The organism is Dokdonia donghaensis DSW-1, from assembly GCF_001653755.1.
GTDB lineage: Bacteria > Bacteroidota > Bacteroidia > Flavobacteriales > Flavobacteriaceae > Dokdonia > Dokdonia donghaensis.
In genome coordinates, this window is sequence record NZ_CP015125.1 from 16,464 (window position 1) to 33,537 (window position 17,074).

The 17,074-nt window shown below is 38.4% G+C and carries 17 protein-coding genes; 8 read left to right on the forward strand and 9 right to left on the reverse strand.

Annotated elements, in window-relative coordinates; genetic code table 11:
- Window positions 1-16 precede the first annotated feature (16 nt).
- The 6 genes from porL to I597_RS00115 all read right to left on the reverse strand — a co-directional run bounded on the left by porL (window position 17) and on the right by I597_RS00115 (window position 7,812).
- Entirely contained in the window at window positions 17-652 is a 636-nt protein-coding gene (gene porL, locus I597_RS00090; RefSeq protein ID WP_035325399.1) for a type IX secretion system motor protein PorL/GldL, read from the reverse strand.
- A gap of 78 nt (window positions 653-730) precedes the next feature.
- Window positions 731-2,101, reverse strand: a complete 1,371-nt coding sequence (porK, locus tag I597_RS00095; protein ID WP_035325400.1) for a T9SS ring complex lipoprotein PorK/GldK — start codon at window positions 2,099-2,101, stop codon at window positions 731-733.
- A gap of 107 nt (window positions 2,102-2,208) precedes the next feature.
- Window positions 2,209-3,375 carry a formimidoylglutamase gene (locus I597_RS00100; protein WP_035325401.1) on the reverse strand — a complete coding sequence of 389 codons (1,167 nt, stop codon included), beginning with the start codon at window positions 3,373-3,375 and terminating at the stop codon, window positions 2,209-2,211.
- A 3-nt stretch (window positions 3,376-3,378) separates the two neighbouring features.
- Window positions 3,379-5,904, reverse strand: a complete 2,526-nt coding sequence (gene topA / locus I597_RS00105) for a type I DNA topoisomerase (RefSeq protein WP_035325402.1) — start codon at window positions 5,902-5,904, stop codon at window positions 3,379-3,381.
- Between the two features lie 147 nt (window positions 5,905-6,051).
- Window positions 6,052-6,825 (reverse strand): hypothetical protein, encoded by a 774-nt coding sequence (locus I597_RS00110; RefSeq protein ID WP_035325403.1) that lies wholly within the window; start codon window positions 6,823-6,825, stop codon window positions 6,052-6,054.
- Window positions 6,826-6,876: 51 nt separating this feature from the next.
- Complete coding sequence (locus I597_RS00115; RefSeq protein ID WP_035325405.1) at window positions 6,877-7,812, reverse strand: lipid A-modifier LpxR family protein; 936 nt, start codon at window positions 7,810-7,812, stop codon at window positions 6,877-6,879.
- A 125-nt stretch (window positions 7,813-7,937) separates the two neighbouring features.
- Between I597_RS00115 and miaB the strand changes: the two genes are divergently transcribed.
- The 8 genes from miaB (at window position 7,938) to groL (ending at window position 15,102) form a co-directional block, all read left to right on the forward strand.
- Window positions 7,938-9,401, forward strand: a complete 1,464-nt coding sequence (gene miaB, locus I597_RS00120) for a tRNA (N6-isopentenyl adenosine(37)-C2)-methylthiotransferase MiaB (RefSeq protein ID WP_035325407.1) — start codon at window positions 7,938-7,940, stop codon at window positions 9,399-9,401.
- A gap of 92 nt (window positions 9,402-9,493) precedes the next feature.
- On the forward strand, window positions 9,494-10,762 hold the full coding sequence (locus I597_RS00125) for a sigma-54 interaction domain-containing protein (RefSeq protein ID WP_035325408.1): 1,269 nt from the start codon (window positions 9,494-9,496) through the stop codon (window positions 10,760-10,762).
- Between the two features lie 49 nt (window positions 10,763-10,811).
- On the forward strand, window positions 10,812-11,324 hold the full coding sequence (locus tag I597_RS00130) for an LptE family protein (protein ID WP_021778239.1): 513 nt from the start codon (window positions 10,812-10,814) through the stop codon (window positions 11,322-11,324).
- On the forward strand, window positions 11,324-12,238 hold the full coding sequence (locus tag I597_RS00135; RefSeq protein WP_035325409.1) for a hypothetical protein: 915 nt from the start codon (window positions 11,324-11,326) through the stop codon (window positions 12,236-12,238). The genes I597_RS00130 and I597_RS00135 overlap by 1 nt, the downstream gene beginning before the upstream one ends.
- 6 nt (window positions 12,239-12,244) lie before the next feature.
- Window positions 12,245-12,589, forward strand: coding sequence for a preprotein translocase subunit SecG (secG, locus tag I597_RS00140; protein ID WP_035325410.1), 345 nt, complete (start codon window positions 12,245-12,247; stop codon window positions 12,587-12,589).
- 163 nt (window positions 12,590-12,752) lie between these two features.
- Window positions 12,753-13,028 carry a co-chaperone GroES gene (locus I597_RS00145; protein WP_035325411.1) on the forward strand — a complete coding sequence of 92 codons (276 nt, stop codon included), beginning with the start codon at window positions 12,753-12,755 and terminating at the stop codon, window positions 13,026-13,028.
- A gap of 35 nt (window positions 13,029-13,063) precedes the next feature.
- Window positions 13,064-13,414 carry a four helix bundle protein gene (locus tag I597_RS00150; RefSeq protein WP_035325412.1) on the forward strand — a complete coding sequence of 117 codons (351 nt, stop codon included), beginning with the start codon at window positions 13,064-13,066 and terminating at the stop codon, window positions 13,412-13,414.
- A 53-nt stretch (window positions 13,415-13,467) separates the two neighbouring features.
- Complete coding sequence (gene groL, locus I597_RS00155; RefSeq protein ID WP_021778235.1) at window positions 13,468-15,102, forward strand: chaperonin GroEL; 1,635 nt, start codon at window positions 13,468-13,470, stop codon at window positions 15,100-15,102.
- A gap of 117 nt (window positions 15,103-15,219) precedes the next feature.
- Here groL and I597_RS00160 read toward each other — a convergent pair whose 3' ends face one another.
- The 3 genes from I597_RS00160 to I597_RS00170 are packed head-to-tail and all read right to left on the reverse strand — an operon-like array spanning window position 15,220 to window position 17,074.
- Complete coding sequence (locus tag I597_RS00160; RefSeq protein WP_157496168.1) at window positions 15,220-15,384, reverse strand: hypothetical protein; 165 nt, start codon at window positions 15,382-15,384, stop codon at window positions 15,220-15,222.
- 32 nt (window positions 15,385-15,416) lie between these two features.
- Entirely contained in the window at window positions 15,417-16,184 is a 768-nt protein-coding gene (locus I597_RS00165; RefSeq protein WP_035325414.1) for a heavy metal translocating P-type ATPase, read from the reverse strand.
- The gene (locus tag I597_RS00170; RefSeq protein ID WP_035325415.1) at window positions 16,184-17,074 is read right to left on the reverse strand and encodes an NHL repeat-containing protein; all 891 of its coding nucleotides are present in this window, start codon (window positions 17,072-17,074) and stop codon (window positions 16,184-16,186) included. The genes I597_RS00165 and I597_RS00170 overlap by 1 nt, the downstream gene beginning before the upstream one ends.

The window sequence follows — 17,074 nt, forward strand, 5'->3', positions numbered from 1 at the left end:
GTAAAAACAACTAGAATTAGTTTTTATTCATAGCAGAAAGCATTCCTCCATAAACACCATTCAGTGAAGAAAGGTTTGTTGCAAGACTTTCCATTTGCTCTTTGAGTTTTCCTGCATTTGCAGTCACTTGCTCATTGATTTCTGCCTGACGGCTAGAAGACTCAACCTGCACCTTATAAAGGCTATTTAAAGATTCCATTTGAGCAGCAGCAAGTGCCATCTCTTCAGAGTATTTTTTTGTCGAGGCCATTGCATCTGTAGTAGGAGCAATTCCTTTTGCTGCACCTTCAAAATTACGAATGCTATTTCCTAAGCTGCTCATCAACTCACCGTCAATTTTTGCCTCTTTAAGCATATCGTCTAGTTTTTTAGATAATTGTACTTCTGCATCTACAGGAGCTGCAGCTTTTTTCTTAGATCCACCTGCTCCGCCTGCTAGTTCTGGATATACTAGAGCCCAATCAAGTTCGTCATCTACTGGTTCAAATGCAGAAATTGCGAATACTATTGCCTCTGTAACAAGACCTACAATAAGCATCTCGTTTCCAAAAGGCCAGTGCATAATTTTAAATAAAGCACCAATAATTACAACTGCTGCTCCTAGTCCGTAGACCATATTCATTAATTTCTTTCCAGTTTTAGATTTTGCCATGACTAATAAAATTTTTTAGTTTAGTTAAGTTAATTTAGTTAAGTAATTGAATAATATAATTTGGGTAAATAATATTAGTTATTTCTTCGGTTTTCTAAGGTTGATTTTCTCATCAATTCCCATAAAATCCTGTACGGTTCTAAAACCGATATAACTACGTGCAGAGTCTTGATACTCATAATCACGTGAGCTTACCTGTAGGAAGTAAGCAACGTCTTTCCAAGAACCACCACGTATAACTTTACGACGGTTATCCTTATCGTTTACGTTAGGGTTAATAGTAGACATATATTCATAAGAAGCTGGATCATAAGAAGAAGCTACCCACTCAGACACGTTACCTGCCATATTGTACAGGTTATAGTCGTTAGGTTCGTAAGCATCTGCTTCTACAGTATATAATGCTTGGTCTGCACCATAATCTCCTCTTAAAGGTTTAAAGTTTGCAAGGAAACATCCTCTATCGTTTTTTGCATACGGCCCACCCCAAGGGTAATCACCACTTTCCAGTCCGCCACGAGCAGCATATTCCCACTCTGCTTCACCTGGAAGTCTAAAACGATTTACAAATTGTCTCTTTTTTGATTTTTGGTAAGAATTCTTATACATTGTTCTCCACTCACAAAAAGCTTTTGCTTGCATCCAGGTAACACCTACAACAGGGTACTCACCATAAGCATCGTGCCAGAAGTAATCATTATGCATAGGCTCATTATACGAGTATGCAAAATCCTTAATCCATACAGTCGTATCAGGGTAAACCGGAACCACCTCTGTCTTAATATGATCTTTACGACGGCCACCGTTCTTTTTTGCGGCAGCTTGTATATCTAAATATGTATAACGGAAGTTAAGCTTATCTACGTCTATGGTGCGCTGTCCATTATAAGCTTCTTCTAGTGGGATGTACATTGTATCCATCACCTCTGCATAGTACTCATCTGGATACTGGTCTGTATCCCATATGATATCTATATCCTTATTAAGTTTACGTCCTTCAAATCCAGTCTCACCTAAGCCATAATAGTTATCGTACATATATTGCTCGTACGGAGTCATATTTGCAGGATCTGCATCATTAAATGCAAAGTCACCTATACCACCACTTCCTGGAGTTTCCCCTAGCTCATCTGCCAGTATAGCAAGTTTAGTACGTACAGTAGAATCTTTTACCCACTCTACAAACTGTCTATATTCGGCGTTTGTGATTTCTGTTTCATCCATATAAAAAGAACGAACCGTAACAGTTTTAGTAGGAGCATCATTTACCGCAGCAAAGTCATCATCACTTTTACCCATTATATATGCCCCTCCAGAAACGAGAGTCATACCAAATGGTTTTTCGGGATTCCATCGCTTGCCTTTGGCACCAACGAGTTCTCCACGATCGCCTTTGCCACAACTAGACAGCAAAGCTACTATCGCAATAAATGCAATATACTTTTTCATAGGATATTAGGTTAAGTATTCTAAGTTAAGGGCGTAAACCTATTTATTTTATTTGAAATAAACAATTTATTCGCCAAAAATAATCTTTTCATCGTTGAAACACACAATCAAACCTCGTTTTTCTTTCTCGCTTTAAACCATCTTTCGGGGATATTTTGGTTACAAGCATCCAGATAATCTTGGTACGTGCAAGGTAATAACGTGTGCCTTTTTAATTTATTATTCAAGCCCATAATAAATGGAATTTCAATCCACCAGCGAGCTGTTTTTTCACTCTTATAAAATGTAAGCACCTCATCTTCAATGGGTACTTGGTAGGTAAGAAAATTACCTTTTTCTATATCCATATTTTCGCTTGCGCGAAAATTCACACCCTCAATAAAGTACCACATCATCTGTGCAACTAGCATAGCAGCCTTTTCTTCTTGGACATCATTGTGGTATTCAAAAATCCCAAAAGAACTTACACGGTCACTAATCCCTGCATATCTTGCAATGGTACAAATCTCTTTCCCATCAAAACCATTAGGCATTTTATTATGCCTAGTACTCAACTCACTACTACGTATCGCATTAAGATCTATAGCAACAAGATCTGCATCACGCATAACAGGCTCTGTAATATTCATCGCTGCCGAAACATTACCTAGTCTATAGGAGTCAAAATACAACTTATCCATCAAATCTATTTCCTCTTGAGGATTAAAATAAGTTTGATACCCAATATTTGAGTAATTAAATAAATTATAAGGCTCTGTGACTATGATTTTACCTACGTAAGACTTGTTGTTTATAGGCTGACTTGCGTCTCCTAGGTCAAAACGACTATCAACATTAACGATATTAACCATTTGATCTAGCTTATCGTAAGAACGATAAATAGGATACACAAGATCTTGACTTCCTCCTATATAAATAGGTATGATATCTTTTTTAAACAAAGACTCGTTGAGAGTGCGTATGGCAAAGTATGTATCATCTACAGATGCACCAGCGTCTATATCTCCTAGATCTGCAATGGTAGTGTGCCAGTTTCCGGGAAACAGTTCATAAAATGTTCGGCGCACTTCGGTAAAAGAGAGCCCGTCTGAAAGATTATTGGGGTCTCTTCTTTTTTCGCGTAAGCAAACTATAGCTATGCGTACCCCTTCTAATTCTGGCAGTCCTTCTTGCTCGCTGTGCAGCCTTATGTTATTACCTAGTGACTGGTGATGCTGCAGCTGTATATGTGCAAGCGCAAGATCTGGAATAGGGAGGAGCACCTCAAATGCCATATGTTATTTCTTTTTTGCTGTGGTTTTTTTCTTAGCCGGAGCTTTCTTTTTTGCTGGCGCCTTCTTTTTGGCAGCCTTCTTTTTTGGAGCTTTTTTCTCGATGTAGTCTTTTATCTCATCAAGACTTAAAGCAGCAGCATCTATATCTTTACTAAGCTCTATTTTGAGCTTACCTTTTATGATATTAGAACGTCCCCAGCGTGCTTTTTCTACACGTATTCCTTCTTCTGGAAAATCTTGAAGTACTTTATCTATCTCCTTTTGCTTTTTGACTTCTATAAGCTCTACAATATCCTCATCAGAGAGGTTATCAAAATCGTACTTCTTGTTTACGTTTATAAACATTCCGTTCCATTTTATGTATGGACCAAAACGACCTGTACCTTTTTGAACCGGAAGATCCTCATACATATATATAGGAGCGTCTGCCTTTTGTTTTTCTTTGATGTACACTATAGCTTCATCTAGATCTACATCCATTGGATCACGTCCTTTAGGTAGTGATACAAATGTTTTTCCAAACTTAACATACGGTCCAAAACGACCATTATTTACAGACACCTCTTCTTCTTCAAACATACCTAAATCTTTAGGTAATTTAAAGAGATCCATTGCCTGCTCATAGGTGATGTTGCTTAGCGTTTGGTCTGGACCTAGACTTGCAAATCGAGGCTTCTCTTCATCTTCTACAGAACCTATTTGCACCATAGGACCAAATTTACCTAGACGTACACTTACCGGTTTACCGGTAGCTGGATCTTCTCCTAATATGCGCTCTCCTACTTCACGCTCTGCATTTTTTTCTACATCTTTTACGTGAGGATGAAAATCTTTGTAAAAATCCTTCATCATCTTTGTCCACTCCTGCTTTCCTTCTGCTATGTCGTCAAAATCTGCTTCGACCTTTGCAGTAAAGTTATAATCAAGAATGTTTTCAAAATGCTGAACCAAGAAGTCGTTTACGACCATCCCTACATCTGTAGGAACTAGTTTTCCTTTATCTGACCCTACAGTTTCTGTAAGAGTTCTATCTTTTATCTCGTTGTTTTCAAGACTAAGCACATCATAAGATCGCTCCTTCCCTTCTACAGTACCTTTTTCTACATACTTACGATTTTGGATAGTCGTAATAGTAGGTGCATATGTAGATGGACGTCCTATACCTAGCTCTTCAAGTTTCTTTACTAGAGAAGCTTCTGTATAACGGTATGGTGGTCTTGTAAAACGCTCTGTAGCGGTAATGTATTTATTAAGTAGCGCCTCTCCTGTTTTAAGATCAGGAAGTAAACCTGTTTCTTCTACATCTTCATCATCACTACCTTCTAGGTATACTTTTAAGAAACCTTCAAACTTTAAGATCTCCCCATTTGCTGTAAAATTATCTGTACCTGCACTAGAAGCTATTTGCACATTTGTGCGCTCTAGTTGTGCTTCGCTCATTTGTGAAGCAATGGCACGTTTCCAGATAAGTTCATAAAGACGTATCTGGTCGCGATCCATATTTACAGAATGCTTTGAGAAATCTGTAGGACGTATCGCCTCGTGAGCCTCTTGTGCTCCCTTAGACTTGCCTTTATAATTACGTTCTTTATGAAACTCCTTACCATAAGCAGCTACAATCTCTGCCTCTGCTCCAGCCTTTGCATCTTTAGATAGGTTTACACTATCTGTTCTCATATATGTAATATGCCCAGCTTCATAGAGTCGCTGTGCCATCGTCATCGTTTTACTTACAGAGAAGTACAGTTTTCTACTTGCTTCCTGTTGTAAGGTAGAGGTTGTAAATGGTGGTGCTGGTGATTTTTTTGCTGGCTTCTTAGTAAGCGCATCTACTTTAAAAGTAGCACTAAGGTTTTTCTCAAGAAAAGCCTTTGCCTGTTTTTTGGTAGTTATATTTTTAGGAAGTTTTGCTTTAAAAGACTTTCCATCTTGCGTAGTAAACTCTGCATCTACTCTATACGATGCTTTAGGCTCAAAACCTAAAACCTCACGCTCGCGCTCTACAATAAGTCTTACTGAAACAGATTGTACACGTCCGGCCGAAAGACCTCCTTTTACCTTTCTCCATAATACTGGAGAGAGCTCATACCCCACTAATCTATCAAGCACTCTACGCGCTTGTTGTGCATTTACAAGATCATAATCAATCTTACGAGGGTTCTCAATAGCTCTTAATATAGCCGTCTTTGTAATCTCGTGAAAAACAATACGTTTTGTACGGTCTGGTGTTAACCCAAGCTCTTGTTCTAAGTGCCAGGCTATAGCCTCTCCCTCGCGATCCTCATCACTAGCGAGCCACACCATCTCTGCTTTATTTGCAAGAGACTTAAGATTTCTCACCACCTTTTTCTTATCGTCTGAGACTTTATATTTTGGAGTAAAATCTCCATCTACATCAACACCTAACTCCTTAGAGGGAAGGTCTGCAATGTGTCCAAAACTACTCTCAACTTTATAGTCTGAGCCTAGAAATTTTTCTATCGTTTTAGCCTTTGCAGGTGACTCCACAATGACGAGATTCTTTGCCATACATTTTATTTTTTCAGATTACAAAAGTAGATGTTTTATTTATATCGCAATCCGCAAGGCCGTTATTTCTGTAATAAATGCATTTTGAAAGCCTTATAAATTGTGGGTTAATGGGGCTTATTACGCTTTCGCGAAAGCGCACTCACACTACACACCTATCTGAGCAATGAGGTCTTCATCTTCGGTAAAGCCTACCACTTCCTTATATACCAAGTAAGCCGGCAGGTATACAATTGAAATCGTTGCATAAACCCCGACAAAACAAGCCATCACCCCTACTACAAGCGCAAGAAAACCTATAACAAGACAAGCCCCAAAGGTGATTCCCCACTTTTTTGTTCCAAGAGTAAAAGCAGCTTTTAAAATATCGTTTACAGAGAATTCTGGGTTAAAGGCAAATATGATAACGGCAAATTGCAACGGCACAAGCACAAAAAACAAGGGGAGAATAAAAAATAACATCGCTACCACGGCAATGCCTATTTGAGCCATAGACAAGATGAGTACCTTTTTTATATGCTGTTTTTTTATAAACATCCCAAAACCTACACCCAGCTCGCTGCGCTTGTTTCTATCTTTCATACGTACAATTCTATAAAACGCGGCTTGCAATGCAAAGTTTACCACCGCCATTACAACGGTAATTATTAGGTATAAAAAAAACATTGTGATAATTGCCACGATGCCTACTTCCTCATCACTATAACTATTGATATCATTATAATCTATAAATGCGCCACCTAGACTAAAAGGCAACATAACAAGCATAGATATCCCGTAAGAAATGGCTACGGTTAATACCTGCAAGAGCAACCCTTGTAAAAACACTTTTTGAAAGAGGTTGATAGATTCTCCAAAGAGATTACCAAAATCTACGTGTGGTGCATTTTTTATTTTGGTGAGTAAGTCTGTGTGGGTCATAAATAATACTGGTTTATACTTATAGAGATAAGCGCCCTAAAATAAGGGAATTTAAAATCGTCTGGCAAACTCAAAGGTTACGTACTGACTTCTTCCCTCTCTTTTGGTTTCTTTGGTTCTAAATTTATAGATCATACGGTAGGTGTTGCGATGCGCTCGATAGACACCTCCCGCCTTAAAAGAAAAAACTACTGGCACTGCAGGTAAGGTAAAAGGAGAACCATCACCTAGTGGGTTACCTTCTATAAGTGCGTTAAGCACTACATACTCAACTCCTACTCCGCCTACACCATAAAATTCTGTGGTGTTTCCTACTTGGCCATATGCAGAAGAGGTGCTCACTTGCGCCCTATCACCTATGTATAAAAGTGCTTCCTGACGTGCATAAATTCTTCTTGAACCTATAGTCACAGAAGATTGTAGCGCAGCGTTTTTAAACAGATTAGAATTAGGCAGCTCATAGTCCTTTACATAACTTCCATAAATATTTATGTGTGTACTATTTGCAATCTGGCCAGACCATACGGGCATAAATGCTCCTATAAGCCTGTGATAATTGAGTTGTAAGGTACGCGCTCCAGATTGCTCTCCAGCAAGACCTACCTCAAGACCCACAACATACAAGCTATTTTTCTGTGCTTTTGCAAGATTAAACCTTGCAAATAAATAACCCGCATAAGGTCGCTCTAAGCTGTCAAAGTTTTCTACAAATAGCTCACGTGGTGTATAGGTCTCTTGACCTATTATGATATCATACTGTAATGGTGACTCTTTCGTATTTTTAAAAATAAAATCCTGTTCTAACTTTCTACTATACCCTAAAAAGCTTCCCGCGGTATAATAACGGTCTATTGCAAAAAGAAAGTCATTATCGTGTTGTACAGAAAACTCTTGTGTATACCGCTGCTTAGAAGCAGGCTCGACACTTTGAGACCAAGCCTGATGTGTGAGTATACAAACTAAAATAGGGAGTAGCTTGAATTGCAATTTTTAATTTTTGCTACAAATTACGAGAATTTATGTCAATTCTAAGCGCCTGCCACTTTGTCACAATTCTTTATTAACTGTATCTTTGCATAATCCTTGACAACGTATTCAGGACGATTAAGCAGATGGAAAAAATAATAGACGAGCATAAACAAGGGGAAGCGCTTACACTAGAGCGAAAACTCGAGAACAGTAAAAAACTTTTTATTGAAAGTTACGGTTGCCAGATGAACTTTGCAGATAGTGAAGTGGTGGCTTCTATACTTGCAAATGAAGGATATAACACCACTCAAAATCTTGAGGAAGCAGACCTAGTGCTTGTAAACACGTGTTCTATACGTGAGAAGGCAGAGGTTACTGTAAGAAAGCGACTCGAAAAATACCAAGCTGTAAAGCGCAAACAAAACCCTACAATGAAGGTGGGCGTGCTAGGCTGTATGGCAGAGCGTCTTAAAAGCAAATTTCTTGAAGAAGAAAAAATTGTAGATCTCGTTGTAGGTCCAGATGCCTATAAAGACATTCCTAACCTACTAAGTGAGGTAGAAGAAGGGCGTGATGCTGTAAACGTTATTCTTTCTAAAGAAGAGACGTATGGTGATATCTCACCGGTGCGATTACAAACTAACGGAGTTACCGCTTTTGTATCTATCACACGTGGTTGTGATAATATGTGCACATTTTGTGTGGTTCCATTTACAAGAGGGCGTGAGCGCAGCCGTGACCCGCAATCTATACTAGAAGAAGTAGAAGACCTAGCAAATAGAGGTTTTAAAGAAATTACCCTACTAGGTCAAAACGTAGACTCTTACCTATGGTATGGCGGCGGCCTCAAAAAAGATTTTGACAAAGCCAGCGAGATGGCAAAGGCTACTGCGGTAAACTTTGCACAACTTATGGATATGGTGGCAAAGGCACAACCCAAAATGAGAATACGCTTCTCTACCTCAAACCCTCAAGATATGACGTTAGATGTTATAGAAGTAATGGCGAGCCATAAAAACATCTGTAACTACATACACCTACCCGTGCAATCTGGAAGTGACAGAATACTCAAGCTTATGAACCGCCAGCATACGGTAGCCGAGTATAAAACGCTTATAGACAACATTAAAAATCTTATTCCAGACATTGGTATAAGTCAAGATATGATAACAGGTTTCCCCACAGAGACCGAAGAAGATCATCAAGGCACACTAGATCTTATAGACTACGTAAAGTATGACTACGGTTTTATGTTTTATTATTCTGAACGCCCTGGAACCCTTGCGGAACGTAAAATGGAAGATGACATTCCTCTAGAAATTAAGAAAAGAAGATTGCAAGACGTCATAGACTTACAGCGTGAGATCTCAAGAAAAAATCTATTAAGATATCAAGATCAAATCATAGAGGTATTAATAGAAAAAGAGTCTAAAAAGAATAAAGACGAGTGGAGCGGTCGCAATGACCAAAACGTAGTTGCCGTTTTCCCTAAAGGTGATTATAAAGTAGGTGATTTTGTAAACGTAAAAGTAAATGAGTGCACTACTGGAACGCTAATAGGAGAGGCTGTTGGGTATGCAGATTACTGGTATAACAATGTAGACTAATACATTTTAAAGGGCTTAATTACGCTTTCGCGAAAGCGTAAAAACAACCATCACAAGCGAGCGTTGTGACACGACAAACGAGTTAAGTAATTATGGAAGGAATACAAACCACAAAACAAAGATTTGGTATTATAGGAGATAATCCTGGGCTTAATCGTGCAATCGAAAAAGCAATACAAGTGGCGCCTACTGATATATCTGTACTTGTTACGGGAGAGTCTGGGGTAGGTAAAGAAAGTATCCCACGCATTATACACTCGCTTTCTCATAGAAAACACAATAAGTACATCGCCGTAAACTGTGGAGCAATTCCAGAAGGAACGATAGATAGTGAGCTTTTTGGCCACGAGAAGGGAGCTTTTACTGGAGCTACCACCACTAGAAGTGGCTATTTTGAAGAGGCAGATGGAGGCACGATTTTTCTAGATGAAGTAGGAGAATTACCGCTGCCTACACAAGTACGTCTTTTAAGAGTTTTAGAAAATGGAGAGTTCTTAAAAGTGGGATCTTCAAAAACACAAAAAACAGATGTACGCATTGTCGCTGCAACAAACGTAGCAATGTTTGATGCCATTGAAGAAGGAAAATTTCGTGAGGATTTATATTACAGGTTAAGCACCGTAGATATTGCTCTACCTCCATTAAGAGAGCGCAAAGGCGATATACACTTATTGTTTAGAAAGTTTGCTTCAGACTTTGCGATGAAGTATAAGATGCCTACCATACGCCTAAGTGATGAGGCTATACAACTACTCGTGCAATATAGGTGGAGTGGTAACATAAGACAATTACGCAACGTAGCTGAGCAAATATCTGTACTTGAGACTAAACGCGAGGTAGACGCTACAACAATAAGAAACTATTTGCCAGATACAGGATCTAGACTTCCTGCGGTTGTAAAATCACAAGAAAAGTCAGACTTCTCAAACGAGCGAGAGATTCTTTACAAAGTGCTTTTTGATATGAAAGCCGACTTAAATGATCTTAAAAAGCTCACGCTCGAGCTTATGAAAAATGGCAACACGCAAGATGTACGCCAAGAGAATGAAAGTCTTATAAACAAGATTTATAATGATGATCAAGACGACTCTTACGAGACGGTAGAAGAAGTGATGGATGTATTACAGATACCTCAAAAATCACAACAAGCTCCTAATCCACCTCCTACAGAGCAAGCAGTAGACCCATATCACTTTGCAGAGGAGATAGAAGAGGAAGAAACTTTATCGCTACACGACAAGGAGCTGGAACTTATAAAGAAGTCACTAGAGCGTCACAAAGGAAAACGCAAGGCTGCCGCACAAGAACTAGGTATAAGCGAGCGCACACTTTATAGAAAAATCAAACAGTTTGATCTATAACCTTAGGCTTGTACATTCAATTTTTAAACCGCATCTTCGTTATCTACATATGAATTCTATAAAAAGCACCTTACTTATTATCTTATTTGCACTTGGCTTCCAGAGTTGTGGTGTGTACTCTCTAAGTGGAGTTTCTATTGTAAATGAAGAAACTTTTGAAGTTCGCTTTTTTCAAAATGAAGCAGCCATTGTAGAACCCGGTATAGACCGTGAGTTTACAGAGCAACTTAGAGATATCATACAGAACCAGTCTCCACTAGTGCTAACAAATACTAATGCAGACGTTATTTATGAAGGTGAGATTGTAGAGTACTACATTGCACCACAAGCCTCAACCTCAGAAAATACAGCTGCTCAAAACAGATTAACCATTACTATAAACGTGCGTTTTTATAACAACACGCAAACAGACGGTGAGTATGACTTTGAGCGTAGGTTTTCTTTCTTTTCTGACTTTACCGGCACGGCACAACCCGTGGGTAGTGTACTAGACGCTGCTATAGACGAGATTTATGAACGTATAACTCAAGATGTTTTTAACGCATCACTCGCACGCTGGTAATGAATACAGAGCAATACACATACCTGCTTGAACATCCAGATAAAATTACGGCAGAAGAAACTGCAACTTTACGTGATATTATAGATGCCTTCCCATTCTTTCAGAGCGCCCAGGCTTTATATCTCAAAGGACTAAAAAATCAAGAAAGCTTTGCTTACAATAAAGCCCTTAAGAAAACAGCTAGTCATACATCAGACAGAGCTGTGCTTTTTGACTACATTACCTCAGAGCGTTTTTTACAAAATGACGTAAGCGCACAAATCAAAGAGCAAGAGACCGCCCTGCGCAATCTTATCATCACAGATATAGAAGACGTCTCTACCATACTTGATGAAGAAGAACAAGCTAAAGCTTCAAAAATACTAGACCCAGATCTCTTTGTAGAAAAAGTAGACTCAGAGATGACAAGAGCGAGAGCCGAAGAGACGCTCCAAGTAGGAAAACCATTACCGTTTACTAAGTCTGAGGCGCACTCTTTTAGTGAGTGGTTACAGCTTTCAACCTTTACACCCATAGACCGCTCTCAAGATGAAACAACTCAACTAGAAGCTGTAAAAACAAAAGAAGTTATTACGACACTTAAAAATGAGGAAAACGATGAGATTCAACCTACTATAAAAGAAGAAGATAGTAGAGAAAGAAAGCGCAAAATTATAGATTCTTTTATAGAAACAAACCCAAAAATAAGTGCTATAAAACCTGCTCAGCCAGAAAAAAAGAAAATAATTAAAGAACTTCCATATTCTTCTGAGTCGTTGATGACAGAGACTTTAGCGCGTGTTTATGTAGAGCAAAAAAACTTTAAAAAAGCAAAACAAGCTTACCGCATTTTAAGTTTGAAATATCCAGAAAAAAGTGGTTTCTTTGCAGACCAAATTCGAGCAGTAGAACAACTCGAGCAACAAAAAGATTAAAATATTATGAGTACTACGTTTTATATATTTTTAGCACTAATCGTTATTGTAGCATTTTTACTAGTAGTGGTTATTATGGTACAGAATCCTAAAGGTGGCGGACTTTCTTCTTCTTTTGGAGGTGGCGGTACACAGCAAATGGGTGGTGTGCAAAAAACTACAGACTTTCTAGACAAAGCAACGTGGGCTCTTGCAACCATATTACTTATCCTTATACTTGCTAGTAACCTAGCTATTTTTGATGGTTCTGTGACAGCAGAGTCACAAGTATTTGATGCAGATGCTGTAGAACAATCTACTCCTGCACCAGCACCGGTAAGTTTACCAGATACAGACGGGGAAGACCAATAAGTCTCTTATTAAAATATTATAAAAAGCCAGCTTTACAGCTGGCTTTTTTGTTTTATGCAATTTTGTCAGTGCATAATCACTGGCATAATTTCTGCCACTTACGCTAGCGTAACTTACAGAGGTTACAACTAGAATCAAACTTTATAACTTAAATTAAATACCAATGGCAATTAAAATTCAACCATTAGCAGACCGCGTTGTAATAGAGCCTGTAGCAGCAGAAACTCAAACAGCATCTGGTTTATATATTCCAGATAGCGCACAAGAAAAACAACAAAGAGGTAAAGTAGTTGCTGTAGGATCTGGAACAAAAGATCATACGATGACGGTTAAAGTAGGCGACACTGTGATATACGGAAAGTATGCAGGTAGTGAACTAAAATTTGATGGTACAGATTATATGATTATGAAAGAGGATGATATCCTTGCGATTGTATAATACTGCAATAAGCAATATGCTATAAGCTTTAGGCTATGAGAGATTTTAGAAAGTATAATATATGGGAGTTAAGCCACAAACTTACTTTAGATATTTATACTGTTTCTAGAGAATTTCCTCAAAATGAAAGTTATGGCATTGTATCACAAATACGAAGAGCATCTGCCTCTATACCAACAAATATTGCTGAAGGGTGTGGTAGAGATAGTGATGCAGAATTCAACCGCTTTCTGACAATAGCAATGGGATCGGCAAGCGAAACAGAATACTTACTTATTCTATCAAAAGATCTTCAATATATAGATGATGAACATTTTGAAAATCTAAATTCAAAAGTGAACATTATTAAACAGAAGATTTATTCATTAAAACAAAAATTAAAATAACAGCTTAAAGCTTATTGCATACAGCATAAAGCTTTTCGCGAAAGCAAAAGAAAATGGCAAAAGACATTCAATTTAATATAGAAGCACGCGACGGATTAAAGCGTGGTGTAGATAAACTTGCAAACGCAGTAAAAGTTACTTTAGGACCTAAAGGTCGTAACGTGATTATTTCAAAATCTTTTGGAGCGCCACACGTAACAAAGGATGGTGTTACTGTAGCAAAAGAAATAGAACTAGAAGATGCTCTTGAAAATATGGGAGCACAAATGGTAAAAGAAGTTGCTTCAAAAACTAATGACCTTGCTGGTGACGGTACAACTACAGCAACAGTACTTGCACAAGCTATCGTAACAGAAGGACTTAAAAACGTAGCTGCTGGTGCAAACCCAATGGACCTTAAAAGAGGTATTGATAAAGCAGTAGAAGCTATTGTTGCAGATCTAGAAAAGCAAACTGCAAAAGTGGGCAACTCTTCAGACAAGATAAAGCAAGTAGCATCTATCTCTGCAAACAATGATGAAGTGATAGGAGAACTTATCGCTGAAGCTTTTGGAAAAGTAGGTAAAGAAGGTGTGATCACTGTAGAAGAAGCAAAAGGAACAGAAACGTATGTAGACGTTGTAGAAGGTATGCAGTTTGATCGCGGTTTCCTTTCTCCATATTTTGTAACAAACAGTGAGAAAATGAGCGCAGAGCTAGACAGCCCGTACATCTTACTATTTGACAAAAAGATTTCAAATATGAAAGATTTACTTCCTGTACTTGAGCCAGTGGCACAAACAGGAAAGCCACTTCTTATCATTGCAGAAGATGTAGATGGTGAAGCACTTGCTACGCTTGTAGTAAACAAACTGCGTGGCGCTCTTAAAATTGCTGCTGTAAAAGCACCAGGTTTTGGAGATCGTCGTAAAGCTATGCTAGAAGATATTGCTATCCTTACTGGAGGTACTGTAATCTCAGAAGAGAGAGGCTTTACACTAGAAAACACAACGCTAGATATGCTAGGTACTGCAGAGACAGTAACTATAGACAAAGACAATACAACTGTTGTAAACGGATCTGGAGATTCAGATATGATTAAAGCTCGCGTAGGGCAAATCAAATCTCAAATAGAGACTACTACATCAGACTATGATAAAGAAAAACTACAAGAGCGCCTTGCAAAACTTGCAGGTGGAGTTGCTGTACTTTATGTAGGTGCTGCCTCTGAGGTTGAGATGAAAGAGAAAAAAGACCGTGTAGATGACGCTTTACACGCAACTCGTGCCGCTGTAGAAGAAGGTATCGTTGCTGGTGGTGGTGTTGCTCTTGTGCGTGCAAAGAAATCTCTTGACAAAATAAAAACAGAAAATGCAGACCAAGAGACTGGTGTGCAGATCGTAAACCGTGCGATTGAGTCTCCACTTAGAACGATTGTTTCTAATGCTGGTGGTGAAGGAGCTGTTGTGATTTCTAAAGTACTAGAAGGAAAGAAAGACTTTGGTTTTAACGCAAAAAATGGTGAGTACACAGATATGCTTAAAGCTGGAATTATCGATCCTAAGAAAGTAACACGTGTAGCACTAGAAAATGCTGCTTCTGTTTCTGGAATGATTCTTACTACAGAATGTGCACTTACAGACATTAAAGAAGATGCTCCAGCAGCAATGCCACCTATGGGAGGAGGCGGAATGCCAGGAATGATGTAATGGCGAATCGCCATAGATATTTATGAGTTACTCTCGGAGTGGTTCTAAAAATCAAAAACCTCTGCTTTTCGGCAGAGGTTTTTTTATGGTTACTGTTACGCTTTCGCGAAAGCGTAATTACTTCTTCACAAATTGCCAGATAGAAATACTCACCAAAACAAGCAATAAAGGGACAAGCAGCAGAAGGTCTAGACGTGTCTCAAAAGAATTAGACAATCCGTTTACCGAAATAAATTGCTGCATATTATACTCCCAGACTAAGTAGAGCGTAAATACAATCAAAGTGCAAATTTGTACGGCGGTGAGTTTCTTTTTCATAAAAGGTTTGTAAGCATTATAACCGCCATTACAATCATAATAGCATTCTCAATAAATGTTGCTTCTGTCATAGGTAGTTTAAGTGCCGTGCCTAGACAAGCACATTGTATCTCTTTCTTACTCAACAAACTTCTAGTCACGCCTACCGTTGTAATACCTAGTATGACAATAGTAAGTACAAGTGCTATGACTATTTGTAATCGCATTAAAAACATAAGTCCCAGTGCAAGCTCTATAAATGGGTATACGTAACCATATGCAGGTACTGCACCAGCTAGTGGATCATACATCGCAAAGCTTGTTTTAAATCCGTTAATGTCTAAAAATTTAAAAAAGCTAAAAACAACATAAAACAGTCCCATAAAATCTAGCATTGCTTGATCCCACAAACCATCTTTAAAATGAAGTAATACGGCTGCTCCAGTTATAAACAAAAAGATAAGAAAGAGTGGCTTGAGTTGTTGCAATTTTGACTCACTTGCTTCTGGCGTAGCAATCTCATTACTTGCAAAAACACCAGTGCTCTTCTCTTGCGTTTCACTCTCTGCTTTTGAATACTTCTTTAATGATATACGATACTTTTCTGGCAATGCACTTTTTAAATGGTCAAGTGTTACCTCGTCGTCCATTGTAAGGGTAGCCTCTTCGTTTTCTAAAGAAACAATAGCCTGCGAGACGCCGGCTACTCCAGCAAGTTTTTGCTCAACTCCAGTACGACAACCATTACAGGTCATTCCTTTTATACTATAAACTTGCGTTTTCATTAGTCTTTGTGATCTTCGTGGTCGTGATGATCATTATGAGTACTGTGCCCATCTTTACCACTTATTTCTACCTCTTGCTGGGTGTAGAGACTTAATGACTTGCCTTTATAATTTGTCACATACAACACCTCATCAATTATGATTAAATCTGTAGGTTTTGAGATATCTGTATCAAGCACTTGCTTGAGATTTCCTTCTAGATCAAAAACAAGTACTCTATCGTTCTCAAAATCTGTTGCATAAACATTAGTATCTGATACAAAAATGCCAGTTGCTGCATTCATCTTTTGGTCTTCACCTATGGTTTTAAGATGATTGCCTTTTTTATCAAACACCTGCAGCCTGTTATTATAAGCATCTGCCACCCAGATATTACTTTCTGTTAAGTGCACATCTGTGGGATAATAAAAATCTCCTTCTGCTTTTCCTTCTTTTCCAAAAGACGACCAAGTTTTACAATCTAATGTATAGAGTATACGGTTGTTATAAAAATCTGCAATAGCCATCATACTATCTTTTACTGCTATTCCTGCCGGAGCATCTAGCGAGTCTTTGATAGCAATATTAATTCTAAGATTTTCAAGAACACTAACTACACTATCATTTCCATATTGCGGTATGTAGAGAATACCCTTTTCGGTAGCAATGTGCATAGGCCTGTCTAATGAGTCTATGGTTTTTAAAATTATGCCGCTTGTATCTATTAACACTACCCTATTACGATCTCCATCACTGAGCCAGATTCCTTTATGGCCTTGAGCGATACCTATAGGGTTTACATCTGCAAGAGCTATAGTTTTAGTATGTACCCAGCGTGTTTCCGTTTGTTTTTTTTCTTGACAGCTGGCTATAAGCATCGCTGTCAATACTATAATTATAAACTGCTTCAT